Annotated in this window: 14 protein-coding genes; 7 read left to right on the top strand and 7 right to left on the bottom strand. The window is 46.0% G+C overall.

Going from position 1 to position 22,610, the window contains the following annotated elements; all coding sequences use genetic code 11:
- Position 1 precedes the first annotated feature (1 nt).
- The 5 genes from JFT56_RS14375 to JFT56_RS14355 all read left to right on the top strand — a co-directional run bounded on the left by JFT56_RS14375 (position 2) and on the right by JFT56_RS14355 (position 7,876).
- Positions 2-3,178, top strand: a complete 3,177-nt coding sequence (locus JFT56_RS14375) for a multidrug efflux RND transporter permease subunit (RefSeq protein ID WP_198783588.1) — start codon at positions 2-4, stop codon at positions 3,176-3,178.
- A 295-nt stretch (positions 3,179-3,473) separates the two neighbouring features.
- Positions 3,474-4,151: a methylamine utilization protein gene (locus tag JFT56_RS14370; RefSeq protein WP_198780727.1), complete on the top strand. Its 678-nt coding sequence runs from the start codon at positions 3,474-3,476 to the stop codon at positions 4,149-4,151.
- The gene (locus JFT56_RS14365; protein WP_198780726.1) at positions 4,141-6,441 is read left to right on the top strand and encodes an EAL domain-containing protein; all 2,301 of its coding nucleotides are present in this window, start codon (positions 4,141-4,143) and stop codon (positions 6,439-6,441) included. The genes JFT56_RS14370 and JFT56_RS14365 overlap by 11 nt, the downstream gene beginning before the upstream one ends.
- Before the next feature lie 80 nt (positions 6,442-6,521).
- Entirely contained in the window at positions 6,522-7,403 is an 882-nt protein-coding gene (locus JFT56_RS14360; protein WP_198780725.1) for a DUF3034 family protein, read from the top strand.
- The gene (locus JFT56_RS14355) at positions 7,400-7,876 is read left to right on the top strand and encodes a group I truncated hemoglobin (RefSeq protein WP_198780724.1); all 477 of its coding nucleotides are present in this window, start codon (positions 7,400-7,402) and stop codon (positions 7,874-7,876) included. The genes JFT56_RS14360 and JFT56_RS14355 overlap by 4 nt, the downstream gene beginning before the upstream one ends.
- Positions 7,877-7,971: 95 nt before the next feature.
- Here JFT56_RS14355 and JFT56_RS14350 read toward each other — a convergent pair whose 3' ends face one another.
- The 6 genes from JFT56_RS14350 to JFT56_RS14325 all read right to left on the bottom strand — a co-directional run bounded on the left by JFT56_RS14350 (position 7,972) and on the right by JFT56_RS14325 (position 15,778).
- Positions 7,972-8,445 carry an NYN domain-containing protein gene (locus tag JFT56_RS14350; RefSeq protein ID WP_198780723.1) on the bottom strand — a complete coding sequence of 158 codons (474 nt, stop codon included), beginning with the start codon at positions 8,443-8,445 and terminating at the stop codon, positions 7,972-7,974.
- Between the two features lie 170 nt (positions 8,446-8,615).
- A complete protein-coding gene (locus JFT56_RS14345) occupies positions 8,616-11,759 on the bottom strand; it encodes a multidrug efflux RND transporter permease subunit (RefSeq protein ID WP_198780722.1) in 3,144 nt (1,047 codons plus the stop codon).
- Positions 11,759-12,871, bottom strand: coding sequence for an efflux RND transporter periplasmic adaptor subunit (locus JFT56_RS14340; protein WP_198780721.1), 1,113 nt, complete (start codon positions 12,869-12,871; stop codon positions 11,759-11,761). Before JFT56_RS14340 ends, JFT56_RS14345 begins: the two co-directional genes overlap by 1 nt.
- Positions 12,872-13,123: 252 nt before the next feature.
- Complete coding sequence (locus JFT56_RS14335; RefSeq protein WP_233095609.1) at positions 13,124-13,885, bottom strand: substrate-binding periplasmic protein; 762 nt, start codon at positions 13,883-13,885, stop codon at positions 13,124-13,126.
- A gap of 56 nt (positions 13,886-13,941) precedes the next feature.
- On the bottom strand, positions 13,942-14,652 hold the full coding sequence (locus JFT56_RS14330; protein ID WP_198780719.1) for a DsbA family protein: 711 nt from the start codon (positions 14,650-14,652) through the stop codon (positions 13,942-13,944).
- Between the two features lie 202 nt (positions 14,653-14,854).
- Positions 14,855-15,778 carry an MBL fold metallo-hydrolase gene (locus JFT56_RS14325; RefSeq protein ID WP_198780718.1) on the bottom strand — a complete coding sequence of 308 codons (924 nt, stop codon included), beginning with the start codon at positions 15,776-15,778 and terminating at the stop codon, positions 14,855-14,857.
- Positions 15,779-16,013: 235 nt separating this feature from the next.
- On the opposite strand from JFT56_RS14325, the gene JFT56_RS14320 reads away from it, so the two are divergent.
- Positions 16,014-17,012, top strand: a complete 999-nt coding sequence (locus tag JFT56_RS14320; protein ID WP_198780717.1) for a LysR family transcriptional regulator — start codon at positions 16,014-16,016, stop codon at positions 17,010-17,012.
- Between the two features lie 278 nt (positions 17,013-17,290).
- Positions 17,291-20,710 (top strand): hypothetical protein, encoded by a 3,420-nt coding sequence (locus tag JFT56_RS14315; protein ID WP_198780716.1) that lies wholly within the window; start codon positions 17,291-17,293, stop codon positions 20,708-20,710.
- Between the two features lie 195 nt (positions 20,711-20,905).
- Here JFT56_RS14315 and ettA read toward each other — a convergent pair whose 3' ends face one another.
- Entirely contained in the window at positions 20,906-22,573 is a 1,668-nt protein-coding gene (gene ettA / locus JFT56_RS14310; protein ID WP_198780715.1) for an energy-dependent translational throttle protein EttA, read from the bottom strand.
- Positions 22,574-22,610 lie beyond the last annotated feature (37 nt).

Genomic DNA, 22,610 nt, shown 5'->3' with positions numbered 1-22,610 from the left:
CATTATGTTGTCGCAGTTTTTCATTAAAAGACCGATATTTGCAGCCGTATTGTCACTGCTGTTTTTCATCACTGGGGCGATTGCCGTTTGGCAGTTGCCTATTACCGAATATCCTGAAGTTGTACCGCCGACTGTGGTCGTGACCGCTAACTACCCAGGCGCGAACCCAAAAGTGATTGCCGAAACCGTGGCTTCACCGCTGGAGCAGGAGATCAACGGCGTCGAAGACATGTTGTATATGTCATCCCAGGCGACGTCCGATGGACGCATGACCTTGACCATCACCTTTGCCATTGGCACCGATGTAGACAGGGCACAAACCCAAGTGCAGAGCCGAGTGGATAGGGCTATGCCGCGTCTGCCGCAGGAGGTACAACGCCTAGGGATAGTCACCGAAAAGTCCTCGCCAGACTTGACCATGGTGGTGCATTTGTTATCGCCGGATAACCGTTATGACATGCTGTATCTGTCTAACTATGCGGCGCTGAACGTCAAAGACGAACTCGCGCGGATTAACGGTGTGGGCGCGGTACGCTTGTTTGGTGCCGGCGAATATAGCCTGCGGATTTGGCTCGACCCCAATAAAGTCTCGGCGCTGGGTTTATCACCCGCGGACATTATTGCCGCCGTGCGAGAGCAAAATCAGCAAGCCGCAGCGGGCAGTTTAGGTGCCCAGCCCAGTGGCAATGCCGATTTTCAACTCTTGATCAACGTGAAAGGCCGTTTAACTGAACTGTCTGAATTTGAAGATATCATCATCAAAGTTGGCCAGAATGCTGAGGTGATCCGCCTTAAGGATGTCGCGCGGGTCGAACTCGGTGCGACCAGTTATGCGCTGCGCTCACTGCTGGATAATAAGGATGCGGTCGCTATTCCTGTGTTCCAAGCATCGGGTTCTAACGCGATTCAGATTTCCGACGATGTGCGCGCCAAAATGGCAGAGTTATCGAAATCCTTCCCTGAAGGGCTCGAGTACGAAATCGTTTACGATCCGACCGTGTTCGTGCGTGGCTCGATTGAAGCTGTGGTAAAAACCCTGCTCGAAGCCGTATTGCTGGTGGTGTTAGTGGTGGTGCTATTCCTGCAAACTTGGCGCGCATCGATTATTCCGCTGGTGGCCGTGCCTGTGTCTTTGGTCGGTACCTTTGCCTTTATGCATCTGCTCGGTTTCTCGTTAAACGCCTTGTCGCTATTTGGGCTGGTGCTCGCCATCGGTATCGTGGTTGACGATGCCATCGTCGTGGTCGAAAACGTCGAACGTAATATTGCCGCAGGGTTAAGCCCTGTTGCGGCAACGCAAAAGGCGATGAAGGAAGTGACGGGCCCGATTGTGGCAACCACCTTAGTGCTGGCGGCTGTGTTTATTCCAACGGCCTTTATGAGCGGTTTAACTGGGCAGTTCTATAAACAGTTTGCCTTGACTATTACTATCTCGACCTTTATCTCGGCGATTAACTCACTGACCTTAAGTCCGGCATTATCGGCGCTGTTACTCAAGAGCCATGATGCACCTAAGGATGGCTTAACGCGTCTAATGGATAAGTTGTTTGGTGCTTGGTTATTTGTGCCTTTTAATCGTTTATTTAACCGTGCATCCGATGGTTATGGTTGGTTAGTGCGTAAGGTTATCCGTTTTGGCGGCATTATCGGCCTAGTGTATTTAGGCATGGTGGCGTTAACGGGTGTGCAATTTGCCAATACACCAACGGGTTATGTGCCCGGCCAAGATAAACAGTATTTAGTGGCCTTTGCCCAGTTGCCCGATGCGGCATCCCTTGAACGTACGGATAGTGTGATCAAGAAGATGTCTGAGATTGCGCTAAATCACCCCGGAGTCGCGCACTCGATTGCCTTCCCTGGCCTTAGCATCAACGGTTTTACCAATAGTCCTAACTCAGGCGTGGTGTTTGTTGCGCTCGATGATTTTGACTCGCGTACCAGTCCTGAACTGTCGGCGAATGCCATTGCAGGACAATTGAATCAGCAATTTGCTGCTATTCAAGACGCGTTTATTGCCATCTTCCCGCCGCCACCTGTGCAAGGCCTCGGCACTATAGGAGGGTTCCGTCTGCAAATTCAAGACAGAGCCAACCTTGGTTATGAGGCCTTGTATCAGGTGACCCAACAAGTGATGTACAAGGCGTGGGCCGATCCTCAGTTAGCTGGCGTTTTCTCTAGCTATCAGGTGAACGTGCCACAACTTGAACTGGATATCGATCGGACTAAAGCGAAACAGCAGGCAGTGTCGCTCGATCAAATTTTCCAGACATTACAAACCTATATGGGCTCGACCTATGTCAACGACTTCAATCGTTTCGGTCGAACCTATCAGGTGAATATGCAAGCCGACGAGGCGTTCCGCCAAAGTCCGCAGCAGATAAGTCAGCTAAAGGTGCCGAATCTGAATGGTGACATGATCCCGCTGGGTTCGTTCATCAACGTCAGCCAAAGCTCAGGCCCAGACAGAGTGATGCACTATAACGGCTTCACGACCGCTGAAATTAACGGTGGCCCAGCTGCAGGTGTGAGCACTGGCCAAGCGCAGGCGGCGATTGAGAAAATTTTGGCTGAAACGCTGCCAAACGGAATGACCTATGAGTGGACCGAGCTGACCTATCAGCAAATTCTTGCGGGCAATACGGGTCTTTTGGTTTTCCCGCTGGTGATCATCTTAGTGTTTATGGTGCTCGCCGCCCAGTATGAGAGCTTAAGCTTGCCATTGGCGATTATCTTAATCATCCCAATGACCTTACTTTCAGCCCTCAGTGGGGTGCTGATTTACGGTGGCGATAATAATATCTTCACCCAAATTGGCCTGATAGTACTGGTGGGGCTGGCGACTAAGAACGCGATTTTGATTGTCGAGTTTGCCAAGGAGAAACAAGACCATGGTATGGCACCTATGGAGGCGATATTAGAGGCAGCAAGATTACGTTTACGTCCTATCTTGATGACATCTATCGCCTTTATTATGGGAGTGGTACCTATGGTGTTCTCCACTGGCGCGGGCGCCGAGATGCGCCAAGCCATGGGTGTGGCAGTGTTCGCCGGTATGATAGGAGTTACCCTGTTTGGGCTTATCCTTACGCCGCTGTTCTACTATGCCTTAGCAAAGCGGGGCGCTGGTAACGTGGATAGTAAAAAAACCGATGAGCATAAAGAGCTAACCGTCGGTTAAGCTTATTTCCCTGCTAAAAAACAAATGGAAGGCCTACATAGAGTAGGCCTTTTTTACTTGCGACAAAAAGAATAGATCTGACTAACTTTAATTGGGATTGGGATAGCTTGAGAGTAGATGGCCTGCCAAGTTAACGCTAAAAATGGAGGATGTGAGAAATATATAGTGTTGTTTATTAATTATTTGTGGTTACTTTCGTGCGTAATGGCGATGGGGCGATTAGAATTGTAACTGTTTTAGGCCGTACTCAGCTAAGGTACTTGTTGACCTTGAATCAATATCCCCGAGGTAACTGATGATCTTAAATCGCGTTGTATTTGCGCTAGGATTTAGTGTTTCAACCTGTTTGCTGCCTCAAGTCATGGCCTCAGAGCTCAATATTACCCTAGTGGATCTGCAGCAACAGGCGATTGCCGATACTGTGGTTGAGTTGATCCCTGCAGTGGTGCCAGATAGGGCTATGCCTATCGAGCATTATGAAATATCCCAAAAGAATCGGACCTTTATCCCTTTTGTGTTGGCGATTCCTAAGGGGGCGAAGGTGGATTTTCCTAACCTAGATCGTACGCGCCACCATGTGTATTCGTTTTCCGAGGCTAAGCCCTTCGAACTTAAATTGTATGTGGGCCAAGCCGAAGCGCCGATCCTGTTCGATAAGCCCGGCTTAGTGGCGTTAGGTTGTAATATTCACGATTATATGCAGGCATTTATTTATGTGGCAGATAGCCCAATTGTCGCGGTGACGGATGAAAGAGGTGAGATTGCGTTTAAGGATCTTGCCGCTGGTCAATATCAAGTCAAGCTCTGGCACCCTTGGCTGAAGGCGGCCTCAGAGCCAAGGGATTTACTGATCGCTAATGGGGCTAATCAACTCAGTTTGTCCCTAGATATCGAGCGCCAAGCAAAGCCATCAGCCCCGCCGTCGGGATTTGGTCACTTCGACGCACAAGGCAAGCCATTACATGCTAAATAGTTTTCGTGCTCGGCTGATTTTAGTGTTCTTTATTGTGCTGACGTTAGTGCAATTTGCCACGGCTTTTTCCGTGTTGACTGCGACCGAAAGGGATAACTTTTTGCAGCAGCAGAAAAGCCTCGATATTGGCGCTAATGTGTTTCTCGAAGTGCTCTCTAATCGCGGTATTCAGCTTAGCCAAAGTTTGTCCGTGCTCAGTGCCGACTTTGGTTTTAAGCGCGCGATTGCAACGGGTGAGCAAGAAACCATTGAGTCGGTGCTGTCCAATCACGGCTCTCGTATCGGTGCGGATGCCGCCGTGTTGTTATCACCAAAAGGGGAGCTTTTGACCTCGAGTCTGCCTGGGCTCACTCAGGATGATATTCAATCCTTATTCGATATGACCGCCAGTAATAACAATGCTTTAGCTATCCTCAACTTTGATCATGCCAGCTATCAATTTGTATTGCAGCCCGTGAAGGCGCCGACCTTGATTGCCTGGGTTGGCATGGGTTTTCTATTGGATGAAAAAGTCGCCCAACAAGCTAAAGCCATTACCGGTATCGACGTGAGCTTTGTCAATCAAGCTACGGGTCGGACTGAAATCGCTTCTACTTTATCCGAGGATGAAAAACGCAGTGTGCTTGAGCAGGCGAGCCTATTACCCAGCCTGCTGAGCATGCCTAGTGAGCATCTTCCCCTGGACTATCTGTCCATGGCGCTCAAACTTTATGATCATAACGGCAGTCAATTAGCCCTGCTGCATCAGTCAAACCTTAAGTGGCAGCAAAGTTACCAGCATTTACGCAATAATATGCTGCTGATTTTTGCCTTGACCTCAGCACTCGCGATTGTGATTGCCATTTGGTTGTCGGGCAGTTTGACCGAACCTGTGCATCAACTGGTGAATTATGCTCGCACAATTGGCCAAGGTAAGCAGCCTGCGAGTATTCAAGGTGCGCCAGCAGAACTGCGGGTGTTGGCCAATAGTTTGTCTTTGATGCGTGACGATATTGAGGCGCGGGAAAAGGATTTAGTCTATCAATCCCGCCACGACAGTTTGACTGGGCTACTCAATCGTTTTGCGGCAAAACAGCATTTAGCCGATCTTAAAAATGAGCTCTCCGGAGCTATGGTGTTGTTGGATATTAAACATTTTCGCCATATCAACGATATTATCGGTTTTGCCAACGCCGATACTTTACTGGTACTTTTTGCCCGCCGCTTAGAGCAATTAGCCCCGACTCCAGATTTACTCGCGCGGTTAGACGGCGACTCCTTTTTACTGCTATATAGCCAAGGTATTCGTCCCGAGCACCTGCTGAAATCATTGGATATGTTGGAGTCCCCCTTTCCTATTCAAGGCTCAAACATTTCTCTTACCGTGCGGGCGGGATTATTGGAAATCGATGGCAATGGCGCCGATATCGATGTGTTAGTGCGCCGCGCCGAAATTGCCCTCAATCAAGCCTGTTTCGAAGAGCAACGTATCGTCAGTTATCGACAGGGCGCCGATGAAAAATACCAGCGCGAGCTTATGCTTATTCGCGATTTGCCCATAGGTTTAGCACAAAACCAACTGTATTTAGTGTTCCAACCTAAGGTGGATTTGCATCTAAATCAGTGTACTGGCGCCGAGGCATTGATCCGCTGGCAGCATCCAAGCTTAGGGTTTATTCCTCCCGATGAATTTATTCAACTCGCTGAAAACTCTGGCAACATTGATATCGTCAGCCAATGGGTGTTGCAGCAGGCGATTCAGCAATTAGTGGCATGGCAGCAGCAAGGTATGGGGCTAAAACTGGCCATTAACCTGTCGGCCCATGATTTAGTTGATACCCGCTTGCCCAATCAAATTGCCAGTTTATTAAAAGATAATAATCTGCCAAGCGGCGCACTCTGCATCGAAGTGACCGAAGGCGCGGTGATGAAAGATGCGCAGACTGTGGTGAGTGTATTACAACGCTTCCGTGATATGGGCGTGTCCGTCGCCATCGACGACTTCGGTACAGGCCATTCATCCTTAGCCTATTTGAAAATGTTGCCCGTCAATGAAGTAAAAATTGATCGTAGTTTTATCAAAGACATGCTCACAAATAGCCAAGATGTGATGATAGTAAACACCAGCATTCAATTGATCCACGGCCTAGGTTTTACCGTAGTGGCCGAAGGGGTTGAGGAACCAGAAGGCGTTGAAATTCTGCGTAACCTCAATTGCGATATCATCCAAGGCTACGTGTTTTCAAAACCCTTAAAAGCGGCTGAGTTTGATCTGTGGTTTGAGGCGTTTAACCAAGAAAAAACTCAGTGATATAAGTGAATTGCCTAACAAGGCTAAAAAGCGCATTAGACTTAGCCGTTGTCTTTCACAGAATAAAAGCGGAGTTTCGAATGACTATTCCCATGCATGCATTGCCGCTGAATTTATTCCTTTGGCGTTATATCAAGGCGTTACTTTGCCTGTTGTTATTACTGGGCATTGTTCCTGCATTTGCAGAAGGTAGCCGTGTGGTTGCTACTGGCGGCGGTACTATGATTGAAGGCAGTGCGGGCGGTGGCATAGTGCCGTGGGCGGTGATCAACGGTTATGGCAGTAGCGATGAATGGTCGGCAACGGCGATGGCGACGGGCGTTTATGTCGATGATTTTACGCTGAAAGTGATTGGCGCTTCCTTGAGTTTTGATAATCGATTTGAGCTCAGCGCCGCTCGTCAAACCTTTGATTTAGAGACTATGGGCGGCGAATTAGGCCAAGATATCTTTGGGGTAAAGTATAAGCTTGCCGGAGAGTTGCTTTATACGGCTATGCCGCAAATCACCCTTGGCGCCCAGTATAAAAGGGTCGATGACTTTGCGATTTCTCAGGCAGTTGGGGCGCGCTCTGATTGGGGCTTAGATGTGTATGTTGCTGCCAGCAAAGTCTTTTTTGATGCGGTGGCGGGGCGTAACTTATTACTTAATGGCACAGTGCGTGCAACTAAAGCGAATCAAACGGGTTTATTGGGTTTTGGTACTCAAGCCAGCAGTGATTATCAGTTTGTGCTCGAAGCCTCTGCGGCGGTATTGCTGACGGATAATGTGGCACTAGGTATCGAATATCGCCAAAAACCCAATGAGTTAGCTTTTGCCCGTGAGGATGATTGGCAGGATGTATTTTTAGCTTGGTTTATCAATAAGCACCTTTCTGTGGTCACGGCCTATGCAAATTTAGGCAGTATTGCGGGTTTTGACGATCAGCAGGGTTGGTATGTGTCGGTGGAGGGCGCGCTATGAGTCGTTTATTGCTGAAGCTATTACCTTTCGCCGCCTTGTTTTTTTTCACTGGTTGCGCGGTGCAAACGGCAGAAACGTCGGCGCCAGATGTTAGCTCAAATAGTCATACCGCAAGCCAGCAAAGCTTATACCAAGATTTAGGCGGTGAAGTTGGCGTCTCTGCGATAGTCGATGGCTTATTGGCCCGTATCGCAACCGATAGTCGCATAGTGCATCATTTCCAAGAGACGGATATTGCTGTATTTCGTGAACGTGTTATTGAGCATTTTTGTTTGGTTACTGATGGGGGCTGCGATTACCGAGGTGACACTATGGCAAATACCCATAAGGGGTTGAATATTACCCAGGCGGATTTTGATGCCTTAGTCGGCCATTTGATTGAATCGATGAAGGAGTTACAGATCCCATTATCGACCCGCAATGCCTTCCTAAAACGTCTTGCACCTATGTATTCGGACATCACCTATCAGTAGCCAGTAGGCGTGTTTGAGTAGGCGTGTGTTAACGTCGATGACCCCAATTGCTGTTTTAAAAGCGGTTATCGTGATTGATAGCCGCATTTGGGACACTAGAGTAAGAGCGCCTCATCTATGGGATGAAATTGGGACGCTGCATCCCTTAAGGATTTCGCCGTCAGGGTAGGGACGCCATAGACTTGGGTTTCAACGCCATATTTTTGATGGATTTTTTGCAGTAATAAATCGAAATCACCATCCCCAGACAATAAGATCACAGTATCGACTTCGCTCGCCGCTTCCATAATATCGATAGTGATCCCTACATCCCAGTCGCCCTTGGCCGAGCCATCGCTGCGCTGGATAAAAGGTTTTAACTTCACCTCAAAACCTATGTGTTTTAGTGCGTCTTGGAATTTTAACTGCCCATCGTCACCCCTGTGGATGGCATAGGCCACGGCCAGCACTATGTCCCCCTCATAACCTAAGTGTTGCCATAATTTGCGGTAATTAAATTGGCGGCCATAGGCTTCGCGGCAGGTGTAATAGATGTTTTGCACATCGACAAATAAAGCGATTTTTTTCAATACTATGTCCAGCCTAGGGAAGGAAAAACACTATAGCATAAAAGATGGCCCCGAATGTAAAGGGGCTGATGCTAGGTTGGGGTACCCATTCACAGGCTGTTGTTTGAGTTCAGCCAAAAGCAAAAAAGCCAAGGTGTTTTGCACCTTGGCTTTTTGTCTAAGCGTCGAGCTTAAGCTTTAGGCACGAGTTCCTGCTGTTTTGCCGCAGCTTCTTGTGCCGCTAACTCTTGTGCTTTAATCGCCGCTTCGAGTTTAGCTTCGACATAACCCGGTGAATGGGTCGCTGCCGAGATTAAGCGGTACATGGCGGGGATCACAAATAGCGTCACGAAAGTTGCAAACGCCATACCGAAGAACACCACAGTGCCCACTGCGATACGGCTTTCCGCCCCCGCGCCCGTCGAGAATATTAACGGTACTGCACCGATTAAGGTGGTGAAGGCCGTCATTAGGATCGGTCGTAAACGCCGGGATGAGGCGTCGATAATGGCCCTATCGAGTTCAAGCCCGCGGTCACGTAATTGGTTGGCAAATTCGACAATCAAGATCCCGTTTTTAGTCACCATGCCAATCAACATGATCATGCCTATTTGGCTATAGATGTTGATCCCTTGGCTAGTGATAAGCAAACCGAGGAAGCCACCAAATACCCCCATAGGTACAGTGAACATCACCACCATAGGGTTGATAAAGCTCTCAAACTGAGCCGCTAACACTAAGTAAGCCACCAGCAAGGCTAAACCAAAGACAATAAGGATACTGCTTTGATTTTCTTTGAAGTCTTTAGATTCACCGGTGTAACCAATCGAAATATCCTTAGGTAATAGCTCAATGGATTTATTATCCAGAAACTTAAGTGCTTCACCTAAGGTATAACCCTCGCTGAGGTTTGCTTTAAGGGTGATCGATTTTTGCTTATTGGTATGGCTGAGTTTTTGTGCCGAGGCGACTTCTTCAATATGGGTCACAGTGTCTAGGGTGACTAACTCCCCCTTGGCTGAGCGCATATAGATCTGGCTTAAGTCTCCGACGTTGTTAAAGCTGTTTTCGTCACCCCGTAGATACACATCGTATTCTTCGCCGCGATCGACATAGGTGGTTTCCTTACGTCCGCCGAGCATCACCTCTAAGGTTTCTGATACTTCATTGACACTGATGCCAAGCTCCGCAGCCCGCTCTTTATCGACGCTGACGATAAGCTCTGGAGTGGTTTCGGCATAGTCTAAGTCGGCACCTTCCATGAGCGGGCTGGCGTTGGCTTCCTCTTTTAATATCTGTGCCCATTTAAACAGTTCGGCGTAATCTGAGCCGCCAAGCACAAATTGTACGGGTTCACTCGATTGCCCCCTAAAACCTGGCATCATAGGGCGAACCATCACATCGGGGATATCTTTTAAGGCTTTGCTGATCATGCCAAGGGCCTGCTGCGCCGTGACATTTCTGTTGCCCCAATCCTCTAACTGCATGATCACAAAGCCAGTTTGATCGCCAGCACGGCCACCGAAGGCGGGGGCTTGCACGCTAAAGGATCGCAGCACGCCCTTACCCAACAAAGGCATCAGCCTGTCTTCGACTATGTCCATGTTCGCCGTCATACGGTTGTAACTCGTGCCTTCGGCGCCTTTAACAAAGGCGTAGAGCACGCCGCGGTCCTCCTGTGGCGCAAGCTGCGAAGGTACTTGTTGCATTAACCATCCACTGCCGCCCACGCAGGCGATGATCACTATCGGGGCAATTAATCGAAAACGGATCGCCTTAGTCACCGCGGTGCGATAAACCTTTTCCATCGCCGCAAAGCCAGCATCAACCCACAGATTGAAACGATTAGGTTTCACATTGGCCTTCAGTAATTTACTACTGAGCACTGGTGTAAGCGTTAGGGCGACTAAGGATGAAAACAGCACAGACACAGCTAACATTACCGAAAACTCGGTAAATAACAGGCCAACCATACCATCCATAAAGGAAATGGGCAGGAATACCATGACTAATACGGCGGTGGTGGCCACTACCGCAAAGCCCACTTCCCGTGTGCCTTTATAGGCGGCGAGTAAGGGTTCTTCCCCTTTTTCGATATGGTGGAATATGTTCTCGACGACCACAATCGCATCGTCAACGACTAGGCCAATGGATAGAATTAATGCCATTAAGGTCAATAGGTTAATCGAATAACCGAACATATTGGCGGCGATAAATGCCGAGATCAGAGACACAGGAACTGTGACTGCGGGAATTAAGGTCGCCCGAGCTTGGCCAATAAAGATATAGAGCACTAATACGACGAGCGCCCCAGTGACATAGAGGGTGTTATACACCTCATCGATAGAGCGATCGATAAACACGGTGGAATCGAAGTCGACCACAAGGCTAGTGCCTTCTGGCAGGAAGTTTTGAATGCGATCGACCTCTTTATGTACTTCCTGCGCGACCACTAAGGGGTTGGCATCGGATTGGGTGATCACCCCTAAACTTAAGTTAACAATGCCGTCGCTCTTAAAGGTGGAGTTTTCGTTCTGTGCACCGACGGCCACATCGGCCACATCTTTTAAATAGATGGGTGTGCCATCGCTAGCGGTGCGTACCACTAAGTAGTCAAAATCCTGCGGCGTGTAGTAAAGCCGTTTGGTTCGTACCGACATGACGGTCGTATCGTTGCGCACTTGGCCGCCGGGGGTTTCGACGTTTTCCTTACGCAATGCATTGGTGATATCCGTGACTGTGACGTTACGCCCAGCCATTTGCTCAGGCCTAAGCTTGACATACATCACCTTGTATAGGCCGCCTGAGATACTGATTGAACTCACGCCGCTGATAAGACTAAATCTGTCCTCTAATACCCGCTGGGCATAATCTGTGAGTTGAGTTCGGTCCATCACGGTAGAGCTTAAATTGACATAGACCGAAGGCTCGCCCGAACCATTATCCTTAGAAACGACAGGGTCATCCGCATCTTCGGGTAAACGGCGTTGACCACGGGCAACGGCGTCGCGCACATCACTGACCCCTTCGGTTAAGTCCCAGCCGAGGAGAAATTTGACCGTGATGCGCGAGCTTCCGTTGCGGGTGGTGGAGGTGATTTCATCGATACCACTGATCCCCGTCAGTTCATCTTCGAGGGTTTTAGTGATTTGACTCTCCATAATAGCCGCGGAGGCACCGGAATAACTGGTGCTGACGGTGACCACTGGGCTCTCGACATCGGGCATTTCCCTTACCGAGAGTTTAGTAAAAGACACTAAACCAAAGACGCACAGCAGTAAGCTTAAAACGATAGCAACGACGGGGCGTTTAACTGAAACATCCGATAGCCACATTATTTGGTCTCCGTCGTTTTCGTCTCGGCAGCCTCGGCGGAGCTGGTGCCCGTTTGCTTAGTATCGAGGGTCACTTCATTGATTTTTAAACCATCGCGCATATTCACTAATCCCTGCACGACGACTTTATCGCCAATCTTTAAACCGCTATCGATAAGCACTTGATCACCCACGCGGGCACCTAGGATCACTTCGGTACGCTGGGCGATATGATCTGGGCTGACCACATAGACATAGCGTTTAGTGCCCGAATATTCGAGGGCTTGTACTGGCACAATCGGCGCAATAATTGGCGGGAAGGTGATGGTGGATGACATCATCATCCCCGGTTTTAAGCGGTTTTTAGGGTTCTCAAACTGAACGCGGATCTTAAGGTTTAGGGTTTCTTCGTTTACGCGGGGATCGATGGCGACCACTTTACCGGTAAAAAGCTCCCCCGGCCAAGCGCGGCTGCTGGCGGACACTGGCATGCCGATACTCAGTTGTGACAGATAATGCTCCGGTACTTGAAGGTCCAGTCTCATACTGGACAAATCATCCAAGGTCATCAGCTCTGTGCCCATGCTGACCATTTTACCTTCACTAAAATTGATTAACCCTGTCTTACCTGCAAAGGGGGCGATGAGTGAATGGTAATGTAACTCCGCCTGGGCAGAAGCTAAGCGCGCCTGAGCGATATCGACACTGGCCTTTTGGGCGTCAATCTCGGTTTGGGTGATAGCATTACGGCTGATCAGTTTTTCAAATTCTTTTAGTTTACGTCTTTCATCGTTTAAGAAGGCATTGGCCTCGGCAACGGCGGCTTGGGCCTTCATATCATCGAGTTCGATCAGTAATTGACCTTTTTTAACCGCTTGGTTGGAGGTCACTGCGATTTGTTTGATTTTGCCCGTGACCTGCGGTGCAATCACCACGGCGCGTTCGGCCGCGAGTTTACCAATTAAGGAAATAGATTGCGTCAGTGGGTGCTCTACTACAGTCCCTGTAACCACGGGAACGGTGCGCATCAGGTGCGGGGCATTTTCGGGTTTAGCCGCTTGAAGGACATCACTAAAGCTTACGGCTGTGGCAATCACCGCAATTAAGGCAATGGCAATAATGGTTTTTTTCATTGGAATGATTATCTCGCACAAAAGGCTGTTAATAGGGCGATACTGCTAATGGCGCTATTCTAGTGAACAACCAATGCCAATAGGGTAAAAATTTGTAAAGTTAAGCTCACGAAAGTGAAAGAAATTGTGTTTTGCACCTTAGAGCACAGGGATTGTGCACTAAGTGGCCTCTAAATCGCAGCGTAGAGCGGCTGAAAGGTGAAAATATTCTGCGATGTAGCATATTTAGGCGCAATGATTTAAGGCGGGATATTAGGGATGCACCTCGGCGTGGGTTTTCTCTGTGGGTGCCTGTGCCAGCTCTATCTGTGGAAATTGGCTCAAAATAGTGGATAAACGGCCGTCGTTTTTCATGCTCATCAGACCCTGATTAAAATCGGCCACTAACTGTTGATGATCTGCTATGGCTAAGGATACACCTAAGTGGAAGACCTCAGTCGCTATGGGCTGGCCTACTGGCTCGAAAGCATCTGCATACTCAGGAGGGCCTTTTTTGATTAAGTATCTTGCTAAGTTATTGCCTATCAAGATTAAATCAATACGTTTTAGAAATAACTTTTTGAGATTCATTTCATCGGAATTGCTTTCTTCGGTCGTGAGGCCAGCCGCGAAGATCTCCGGTGGGTTAGCATAACCACGGCCAATGCCGATGGTGTAGGGTTTGAGATCGGACAGTTGGCTAAAACTGAGGGAATGATCTTTACGTTTATAAAACACGATTTGTACGGGTTGGATGGGCTCAGAATACTGCGCCCATTGTTCGCGCTCTTTACGATACCAGAGCCCCACTATGGCATCGGCTTGGCCAGTTTTGACTAGGAGCGCCGCGCGGGCGAAGGGATAAAACTTAAGGCTAACATCGTAACCTTGGCGTTTAAAGGCCTCCTTCACCACTTGGGCAACGCCCCCTTGTTCGGGTAGGTTATCGGCATAAAAAGGCGGGTAATTCGTGGCGACTAAATGAAGTTCACGGCCCGCAAGTGCGTCAGGAGTATAGCTCGATAGCAGTAGCATTAAGCTCGCTATCAGAGATAAGGTTTTCTCCATATACAGTCCAGCACGTTAGTGAGTCATATTTGGTTTGAGTATAGCCCAGTAAATGGTGTTTTAAGGTAGCTTATCCACTGCTCTGGCTGGCCATAGTAGCGGTTGATATTGATGGCGATTATTGCGCCATTATCAGCTTCTATCGCTATCGAAGGAAAACCTTGGGCACCTATCCGGTTGAGCAGAGCCCGTGATTCGATTATATGCTCATCGAGTTTGTCTTCAGCTTGCGCATATTGTGCTACGAAGTCGTTTGAGCTAAATCCCTGCGCTGTGGCTAATCTTGTGAGATTGCCTTCATCACTAGCACTGTGACCATTGCGGTAGTGGGCGAGTTGCACTGAGTGTAGATAGGCCAAACTGTCGCCACCCATAGCATCGACTGCGAGCATGGCTTTAATGGGGGGCGCCGAGTCGAGTACGATTGTGGTATCGCGCAGCAGACCGTTAAAGTAGTTTTCCCCGAAGGGTTGGCCGGTTAGTTCGCTAATACGCAGATCGTGGGGCATCACATAGTCGCGCCAGTTGGCATCGATTTGTTTGCACCTAGATCCTGTGAGCATACCGCCGCCGTGGAGCTTAATGGTAAAACCTGCTTTTGCGGCGGCATCGAGTAAAGGCGCTGCGGCATAACACCAACCGCATAAAGGGTCGATAATGGCGTGCAGAGTACGCTCTTTGGCCGTTGCTGTGCTGCTGGTTGTACTAGTTGGATGAGTTGTTGGCTGAGTCATAGTGTTAAACCTTTTGGCTTAAGTTCCTGGCTACATTAGCGACTTAAGCCCTTTGAGAACATTGATTAAAATAGTTAGATTGGTACCGTTATTTAGGTGCAGTTATTTAGCTAAAAAATGGCACGCAATCGCTCACGTGCCCGTCTTTAACTATTTGCACTTAAATGCTTGTATCTAATCGCCTAGATAAATATGGCTGGGCTTACATAGGCCAGGTCATTTCGCCCATGATGACTTTGGCGCTGATCTCAAGCCCTGCATCGGCTGGTATTTTTGGGTATAGCGCCAGCATCTTCTGGATTAATTCGGCTGAATCTTTTGAGGATTTTGCTGCGACTTCAAAGGCTTTTACATATTCACGGGTAAAAGTAATGGCGCTAGTATCAAACTGCGTCTTGCCTAAGTAATGCCCTGGGATTACGGTCGTCGGCAGCAGTTTTTCCATTGCATCTAAATGGGTTAACCATTCCTGACGCTCAGAGGTAGTTTGAGTGTCAGCCATCCAAACGTGCGTGTTATCAAATACTTCTACGCCACCTGTAATGGTTTTTACCGAGGGCACCCACAGGAAAGTGTGTTTAGGGTGTTTATCATTAAAACCTTTAATAATCACTTGCTCACCGTCGATAGTGAAAGTGTCACTGTGAATCACCTTAGGTAACACTAATTCCCTTGGCGCATTGTCCTTTAAAATCGGCCCCCAGTAGGCGAGTTTGCCTTCCATTGAGGCTTTAATGGCATCGACAGTGGTTTGAGTCGCGACGATTTGTGCATCGGGGAAATTCTTTTTAATCACGGCTAAGCCGAAATAGAAATCAGGATCGCTATGGCTGATATACACCTGAGTCAGCTTTTTACCGCTGGCCTTGATGGTATCGACCAAGGTTTGGGCATCGTTATTTTGAAATTGTGCATCGACTAACATCATTTCACGCTCGCCGCTGATAAAGCTTGATGACACGGCAAAGATACTGTTTTCGCCCGGATTAAAATGGCTCACTTGCAATGGCGCAGCATTGACGGCACTCATCCCCGCAAGTAATAACGTGGCAGCTAGGCCGATGTTAGACGAAGCCTTAAAGGTAGCTTTCAGTATGTTATGTATTGCATAGGTCGATGTGTTCATTTTGGGCTCACTTATATTCAAGGTTTAAGTCGTTGATTTGCAGTTGTTGCAAAAGTGAGTAAAGTATAAGTTGCAAAAATCACTAGATAAAGGCGTTAAAATGCCCAAGTTTGTTGCATAAATCGGATGAATTGTCGAATGATCTTGAACCTGTAAATGAGCCTTTGAGTCTGTGTGCCCTTGAGTGATTGAAAGAGGTTGATTGAAATTGAGTGAACGTGAGTGGAGATAGGTAATGGACAGACTCGAAGCGGCTAAGGTGTTTGTGGCGATTGTTGAGCGTGGCAGCATGATCAGCGCCGCCAATGCTTTAGATATGTCCCGTTCTATGGTGACCCGTTACCTGAGTGAAATGGAAGACTGGTCTGGCGCTCGGCTATTGCATCGCTCGACACGTAGCCTCAGCTTGACGCCAGCGGGTGAGCAAGTGTTGGATTATTGCCATAGGTTGCTCGAGCTGGCTAACGAAGTGCCGGCGGTCAGTCATGCTGGTGTGGCGATCCCGCGGGGATTGCTTCGCATTAGCTGCTCACAATTTATGGCGCATCAGATTTTAGCGCCCGTGGTTCGGCAATATTTAGCCAGTTATCCGCAGGCGAGCGTGAATTTTCACGTGAGTAGCCAAACCGTCGATCTGGTTGCCGAGCGGATTGATCTGGCGATTCGCATCACCAATGAACTCGATCCTAATCTTATCGCGAGGCGCTTAGGTGAATGTGAGTCTGTGGTGTGCGCCGCGCCGCGTTATCTCGCCTCCCGCAGAGCCATTACTCATCCAGAGGATTTGACCCAGCATAATTGTTTAACCTATTCCTATTTTGGCGATGTGATGTGGCGATTTACCAAACTCGGCACAATATCGAACACTATGCCGGACTATCAGTTAAACCAGAGTCAGTTAAACCAGAGTCAGTTGAATCAGAGTCAGTTGAATCAGAATCAGTTGAACCAGAGTGAGTTAGGCCAGGCCTTTAATATTCCCGTTAAGGGAAATTTCAGCGCCAATGATTCTATGGTAGTGCTGAATGCCACGCTGGCGGGTGAGGGGATTGCCATGCAGCCCGTTTGGGCGGCGAAACCCTACTTAGACTCGGGTCAGCTAGTGCCTTTATTAACTGAATTTAAGCCGCAGTCACTGGGCGTTTATGGTGTATATCAATCCCGCAAACATATGCAACCTGCACTTAGGGTGATGATGGATATGCTGGTGGCCTACTTTGCTAGCTTGAAATAGTGTCAGTTTGAAATAGTGTAAAAGTCAGCTCCTCGTAATCGAATGCCATAAAAAAGGAGCTTAACCCTTTCGGGCTAAACTCCTCTATTTCGATACCACAAAACATCTGCTGAAACAATATGTAGGTGTCGATTTCAAGCTAAAGAAAATTGTTGAAATAACTCTGGATTCAAACTGAAATTCTACATACATTGTTAAAATTGTAATTTTTTTGCTATGTTTGGCATTCGGTTAACGGTGTGTATTGTTAATTTTTAACAAGTAGGATGAAAGGTAAGATGAAAAGGAAATTTTTGTTGGCGGTAGTTAACGTTTTTTTGTGTACAGTATGCTTGATAAATTTATTTGTCGTAACAAAAGTATTGGCTTTTGACTCTGATGTGAGCGGGGTTCTTGTTGATATAAATAAAAATTATAAAGAGTTGATTGCGGAAGATTTGACATCGAAAATTAAATATCCAAACTTAATTGAGACTTTAAATTCATTCGTGTTTACATATCATATAGGAAATCATTTGATTTATAGTGATATAGATGGTTCAAATGATCTTGGACTGTATTCATACAATCTAAAAACGGAAAAAAGTGAAAATCTGTTAAATAATATTAAAGATATACATGGTAATTCAGCAGTAATTAATGTTGTTAACGTTAAGCCATATAGTAAGGATAAGATTTTAGTTAAGCTGTCGGTAGCTGAAAATAACATTGTAGAGATGTATGTCGTTACGGATGGGACATTATCTGGAACATCAGAATGGAATGACAAGTTTGGCGTTGAAAGTGAGGGGTATACTAAAGCCTCCCTGTTCAACAGTTTTAAATGGAAATCTAGTATTGGGATATATTATTCTATTGGTAATGAGTTATTATTAAAAGGAAGTTCCAGTGAGGGAGTGATATCTGATAATTTTACATACTCTGAAATTATGTATTACGAAGTTGACGGAATTCTTTATTTTTTGCCTGACTCGTATCCTGGGCATAAAGACATTGCACTTGATAAAAATATCTATAGTAACGTAATTACAAAAAAAGAACATTTTTTTATTAATGGAACTGAACAACAACTTAGTTCATTCTCGTTAGATTTAGGATATCAAGATCACTTTCTAACAAAAGATATACCTGTCTGTACAGATAATGATTCGTCTGTACTTTTATCATCTACTACAAATATTACTCGAAATGGTGATGAACTTTTTTTCTTGTCTGGTAATTATGATAATGTTTGTATTTATGCATTTAATACAAAAACAAAAGAATTTAGAGTCTCAAATTTAAATCATATCAATGATGCACCTATTCTTGATTTGAAAATTTTGGGGGTGGGTAAGACTGGGGTTGTTATTCAATCCTTCAAAGATAAATACTATAAACCATTTCCTGAAATATTTAAAGTAGACTTTTCATTACAAAAAAAAACCTCCTTATACGAGCGGGAAGACCCATTTGAACTAAGCATTATGCCGATTATGAATGATGGTGAAACATATTATTACTATCAATATAACGAAGTTTTTGAAAACAATAAGCTTGTTAAATTAAATATCAATGATTTTACTTATGAAATCCTTGGTCATCGATTAGGTGTAGCTGATGAGCATACTTCTAATGAATTTAGTCTTGATTATGTAAACTCCAGATTCACACCAAAAAGGATTATTGGTGGTGAGCTTTACTTTGTATATAGTTTGCCCTATCCAGGCTTATATCGATTTAATTCAAAATCAAAGCGTGTTGAAAAAATAACTTTTGCAGATGGGTTTGGGTTCAATGAATCTGCAGATGTCTTAAGTGCAAATGCTGTTAATAATGGCTGGTTAATATTACAGAAAAACAATAATCATTTAAACTCGCAGATGGGGCAATATAATTATGAAGTCAATTTTGTAGATTACAATGGTATTGTTAAGCATATATCGCCTATCGATATTGCTTCAGTAGTGGATAATCCTTTAGTGTTTAAAGATAATAATAAATTATATGTTACTTCTGGGTTTGATTTGTATAGAATAGATTTGGAAGTGTTTAAATTAATTAAGGTTGCCACGGGTGAACGTAATAAAAGAATATATAAATTTAGGGCGGTTAAGGATTCGTATGCTTTTGCTGAGAGCGATAGTGATCCTAAGGAATTTATTAAAATATCAATTGTCAATGATCAAACAGTTAGTGTGAACAGTGGTGAGGAAGGTGTTTTAAAGTCTTGTGGTAATACTTTTGTTTTGTACGACAATAGTAATCTTAAAGTAATTAAAGATAACTCGTTTGAAGTAATTGTTAGTGAATTACCTTTTAATATTTCTTTCGATGCAGCATCAATAGGCTTTATATATTATATCAAAGATAATGCTGTCTATAGATATGACTGTAATAAGAATAGTGAACCTAAATTAATACACCCTAACCAAGGGGGACGAAATTTTAGATTTTTTAGTAATTCATTTAACAATAAAACAAATGAGTTTCATTATAGTCTAGATGCGCCCAATGGTGATTGGTATCAGGAGGTGTATACGGTTTCATTAGCTGATGAGGTGTCACTTATACCTGCTAAAAATATATCAACTCCGATGCTTGATTTTAATAAGGCCTATGGTATTAATTCTTTATATATTATCGATAATTTGACTATTGGTTCATTGCGATCTGGTTACTACAGTGAGATTGATACAAGTAAACTTGATGAGATCTCAAAGTATCCAGGTAGAAAATCCTTTTTGCTGGCAGGGAGTAGTGAGGACCAGCGCTATATATTCGGAACGGCGTATTTTACCTACACAGAGGCGTATCGTGGTTCAGTGAGTTACTTATTTATGATAGATAGTTTAGAGCAAGATATTTATTTCTTCTCTGCTGGCCTTTACAATACCATACTGTCTTCCATTGATGGGAAACTATTATTGTCAATTTTTAATATTAGTACGACATTATCAGCAGAGTTAAAGATTGTTGATATTGAATGTATAGTGAATGCTCAGTGTGAACATGATAAAAATAATAGACAGCCAGTAGTATCTAATGGTGCTGAATTGTTTTTTAGTGATGGAGATATAATTAACTTTCAATTTAGAGCCCATGATGAAGATAAGGATATATTGAATTATCGACTTTTAAATGCACCATCTTGGCTTAGCATTGACAGTAATGGGGTTGTATTTGGCATTATCCCTAATGGATTATCTGGCGTTTTAAGCCCTATTTCTATACAAGTGTCTGATGGAATAGAAACAGTTAATTCAACACCGTTTGTTTTTCATGTTATTCCAAGAAATCGTGCTCCAATATGGTTGCCTAATGCTGAGTTTAAGATTGATTTCGGCGTTGGTATGTGGTCTTTTGAAGCTGGAATTAATTCTGAGCTAGATTTAAATAATATATTTAGCGACATTGAACGAGATGAAATTTCATATTCAATTAACTCCAATGTAGCAGGTGTCTCAGTAAATTCTGAGGGGATGCTTAGTGTAAATGTTGCTCAACCCGGTACTTATGTATTAACGATAACCGCTAAAGACCCCCAAGGAGCAAGTTCGGATTCCATGGTAATGTTAAATATTTATAAGAACGATCCAGTAACACCTAGACCGGAGCCAAGTGAGGGCGGTGATTCTGGAGGTGTAGTAAATATTTTTTCTATGCTAAGCCTTCTAATGTTCATTATTATGAGACGAAAACGCTTCATCTTGTGTTAGTCATTTTGATACTGGGTGAGACTGAAAGTTATCCCACGCAGATACTAACATAGCGTTAATTGAGGCTATTTATAATTCTGTACCAGATTTATTTTACAGTTTGGGATCTTCAATACCGAACAATAAATATAAAAAACGGAGAGACTACATTAGGGAGTCTCTCCGTTTTTATTCGCTGATTAATAGGATCAATTTCTACTTAATCATGCGCTTGTATTTTAAGCGGTGTGGCTCAACCACATCGGCGCCATAGGTGTTCTTCAACCACGCTGAGTATTCGGTGTAGTTACCTTCGTAGAAGTTCACTTGGCCTTCGTCGCGATAATCCAGAATGTGGGTCGCGATACGGTCGAGGAACCAACGGTCATGGGAGATCACCATAGCGCAACCTGGGAATTCGAGGATTGCTTCTTCCAGTGCGCGCAGGGTTTCAACGTCCAAATCGTTGGTCGGTTCGTCGAGGAGTAACACGTTACCGCCCGCTTGCAGCAGTTTGGCTAAATGTACTCGGTTACGCTCACCGCCCGATAGGGTGCCGATGACTTTTTGCTGATCCGCACCACGGAAGTTAAAGCGGCCTACGTAGGCACGGCTTGGAATTTCCATGTTGTTGATGCGCATGATGTCTTGGCCACCGGAAATTTCTTGCCAGATAGTGTTTTTATCATTCATCGAATCGCGGAATTGCTCAACCGATGCCAGTTGCACGGTTTCACCTAATTCAATGGTGCCGCCGTCTGGCGTTTCAGCGCCGGATAACATGCGGAACAGGGTCGATTTACCCGCGCCGTTGGCACCGATAATACCGACGATAGCGCCTTTAGGCACAGAGAACGACAGGTTGTCGATGAGTACGCGGTCACCGTAGGATTTGGTCAGGTTATTCACTTCAATAACCTTGTCACCTAAACGTGGTCCAGGCGGAATAAACAGCTCGTTGGTTTCGTTACGTTTTTGGTAATCGTTAGTGTTCAGTTCTTCAAAGCGTGCCATACGGGCCTTGCCCTTAGACTGACGGCCTTTGGCGCCTTGACGTACCCATTCCAATTCCTTGGCAATGGTTTTTTGGCGGGCACTTTCGGCGGCAGATTCCTGCTTCAAGCGGGCATCTTTTTGCTCAAGCCATGAAGAATAGTTACCTTCCCAAGGGATACCCTCACCACGGTCGAGTTCTAAAATCCAGCCAGCGGCATTGTCGAGGAAGTAACGGTCGTGGGTAATCGCGACCACAGTACCGGCATATTCCTGCAGGAAGTGCTCAAGCCAAGCGACAGATTCCGCATCCAAGTGGTTGGTCGGTTCGTCGAGCAGTAGCATTTCTGGCTTTTCAAGCAGCAAGCGACAAATCGCCACGCGGCGACGCTCACCACCCGATAACACTTCGATTTTCTCATCCCAATCCGGTAGACGCAGGGCGTTGGCGGCGCGCTCAAGGATATGATCTAAGTTATGGGCATCTTGGGCCTGGATAATGGCTTCGAGTTCACCTTGCTCTTTAGCAAGGGCGTCGAAATCGGCATCAGGCTCGGCGTAGGCAGCATAAACGGCATCGAGGCGAGTCAGGGCATTTTTAGCCTCAGCGACGGCTTCTTCAATCGCTTCACGCACGGTTTGAGTCGGATCGAGTTTAGGCTCCTGTGGCAGGTAACCAATCTTGAGTCCCGGCATTGGGCGAGCTTCACCCTCAATCTCAGTATCGATACCCGCCATAATGCGCAGTAGGGTGGATTTACCTGAACCGTTGAGACCTAGCACACCAATTTTTGCGCCGGGGAAAAAGCTTAAAGAAATGTCTTTAAGGATCTGCTTCTTAGGCGGAACAACCTTACCCACCCGCAGCATGCTATAAACAAACTGAGCCATTTTTCTCTATCTTAAGTGACTAATGATGCGGCTAATT

It is taken from the genome of Shewanella putrefaciens (assembly GCF_016406305.1).
GTDB classification, from domain to species: Bacteria; Pseudomonadota; Gammaproteobacteria; order Enterobacterales; family Shewanellaceae; genus Shewanella; species Shewanella putrefaciens_C.
This window is presented reverse-complemented; position numbering and strand designations above follow the sequence as displayed.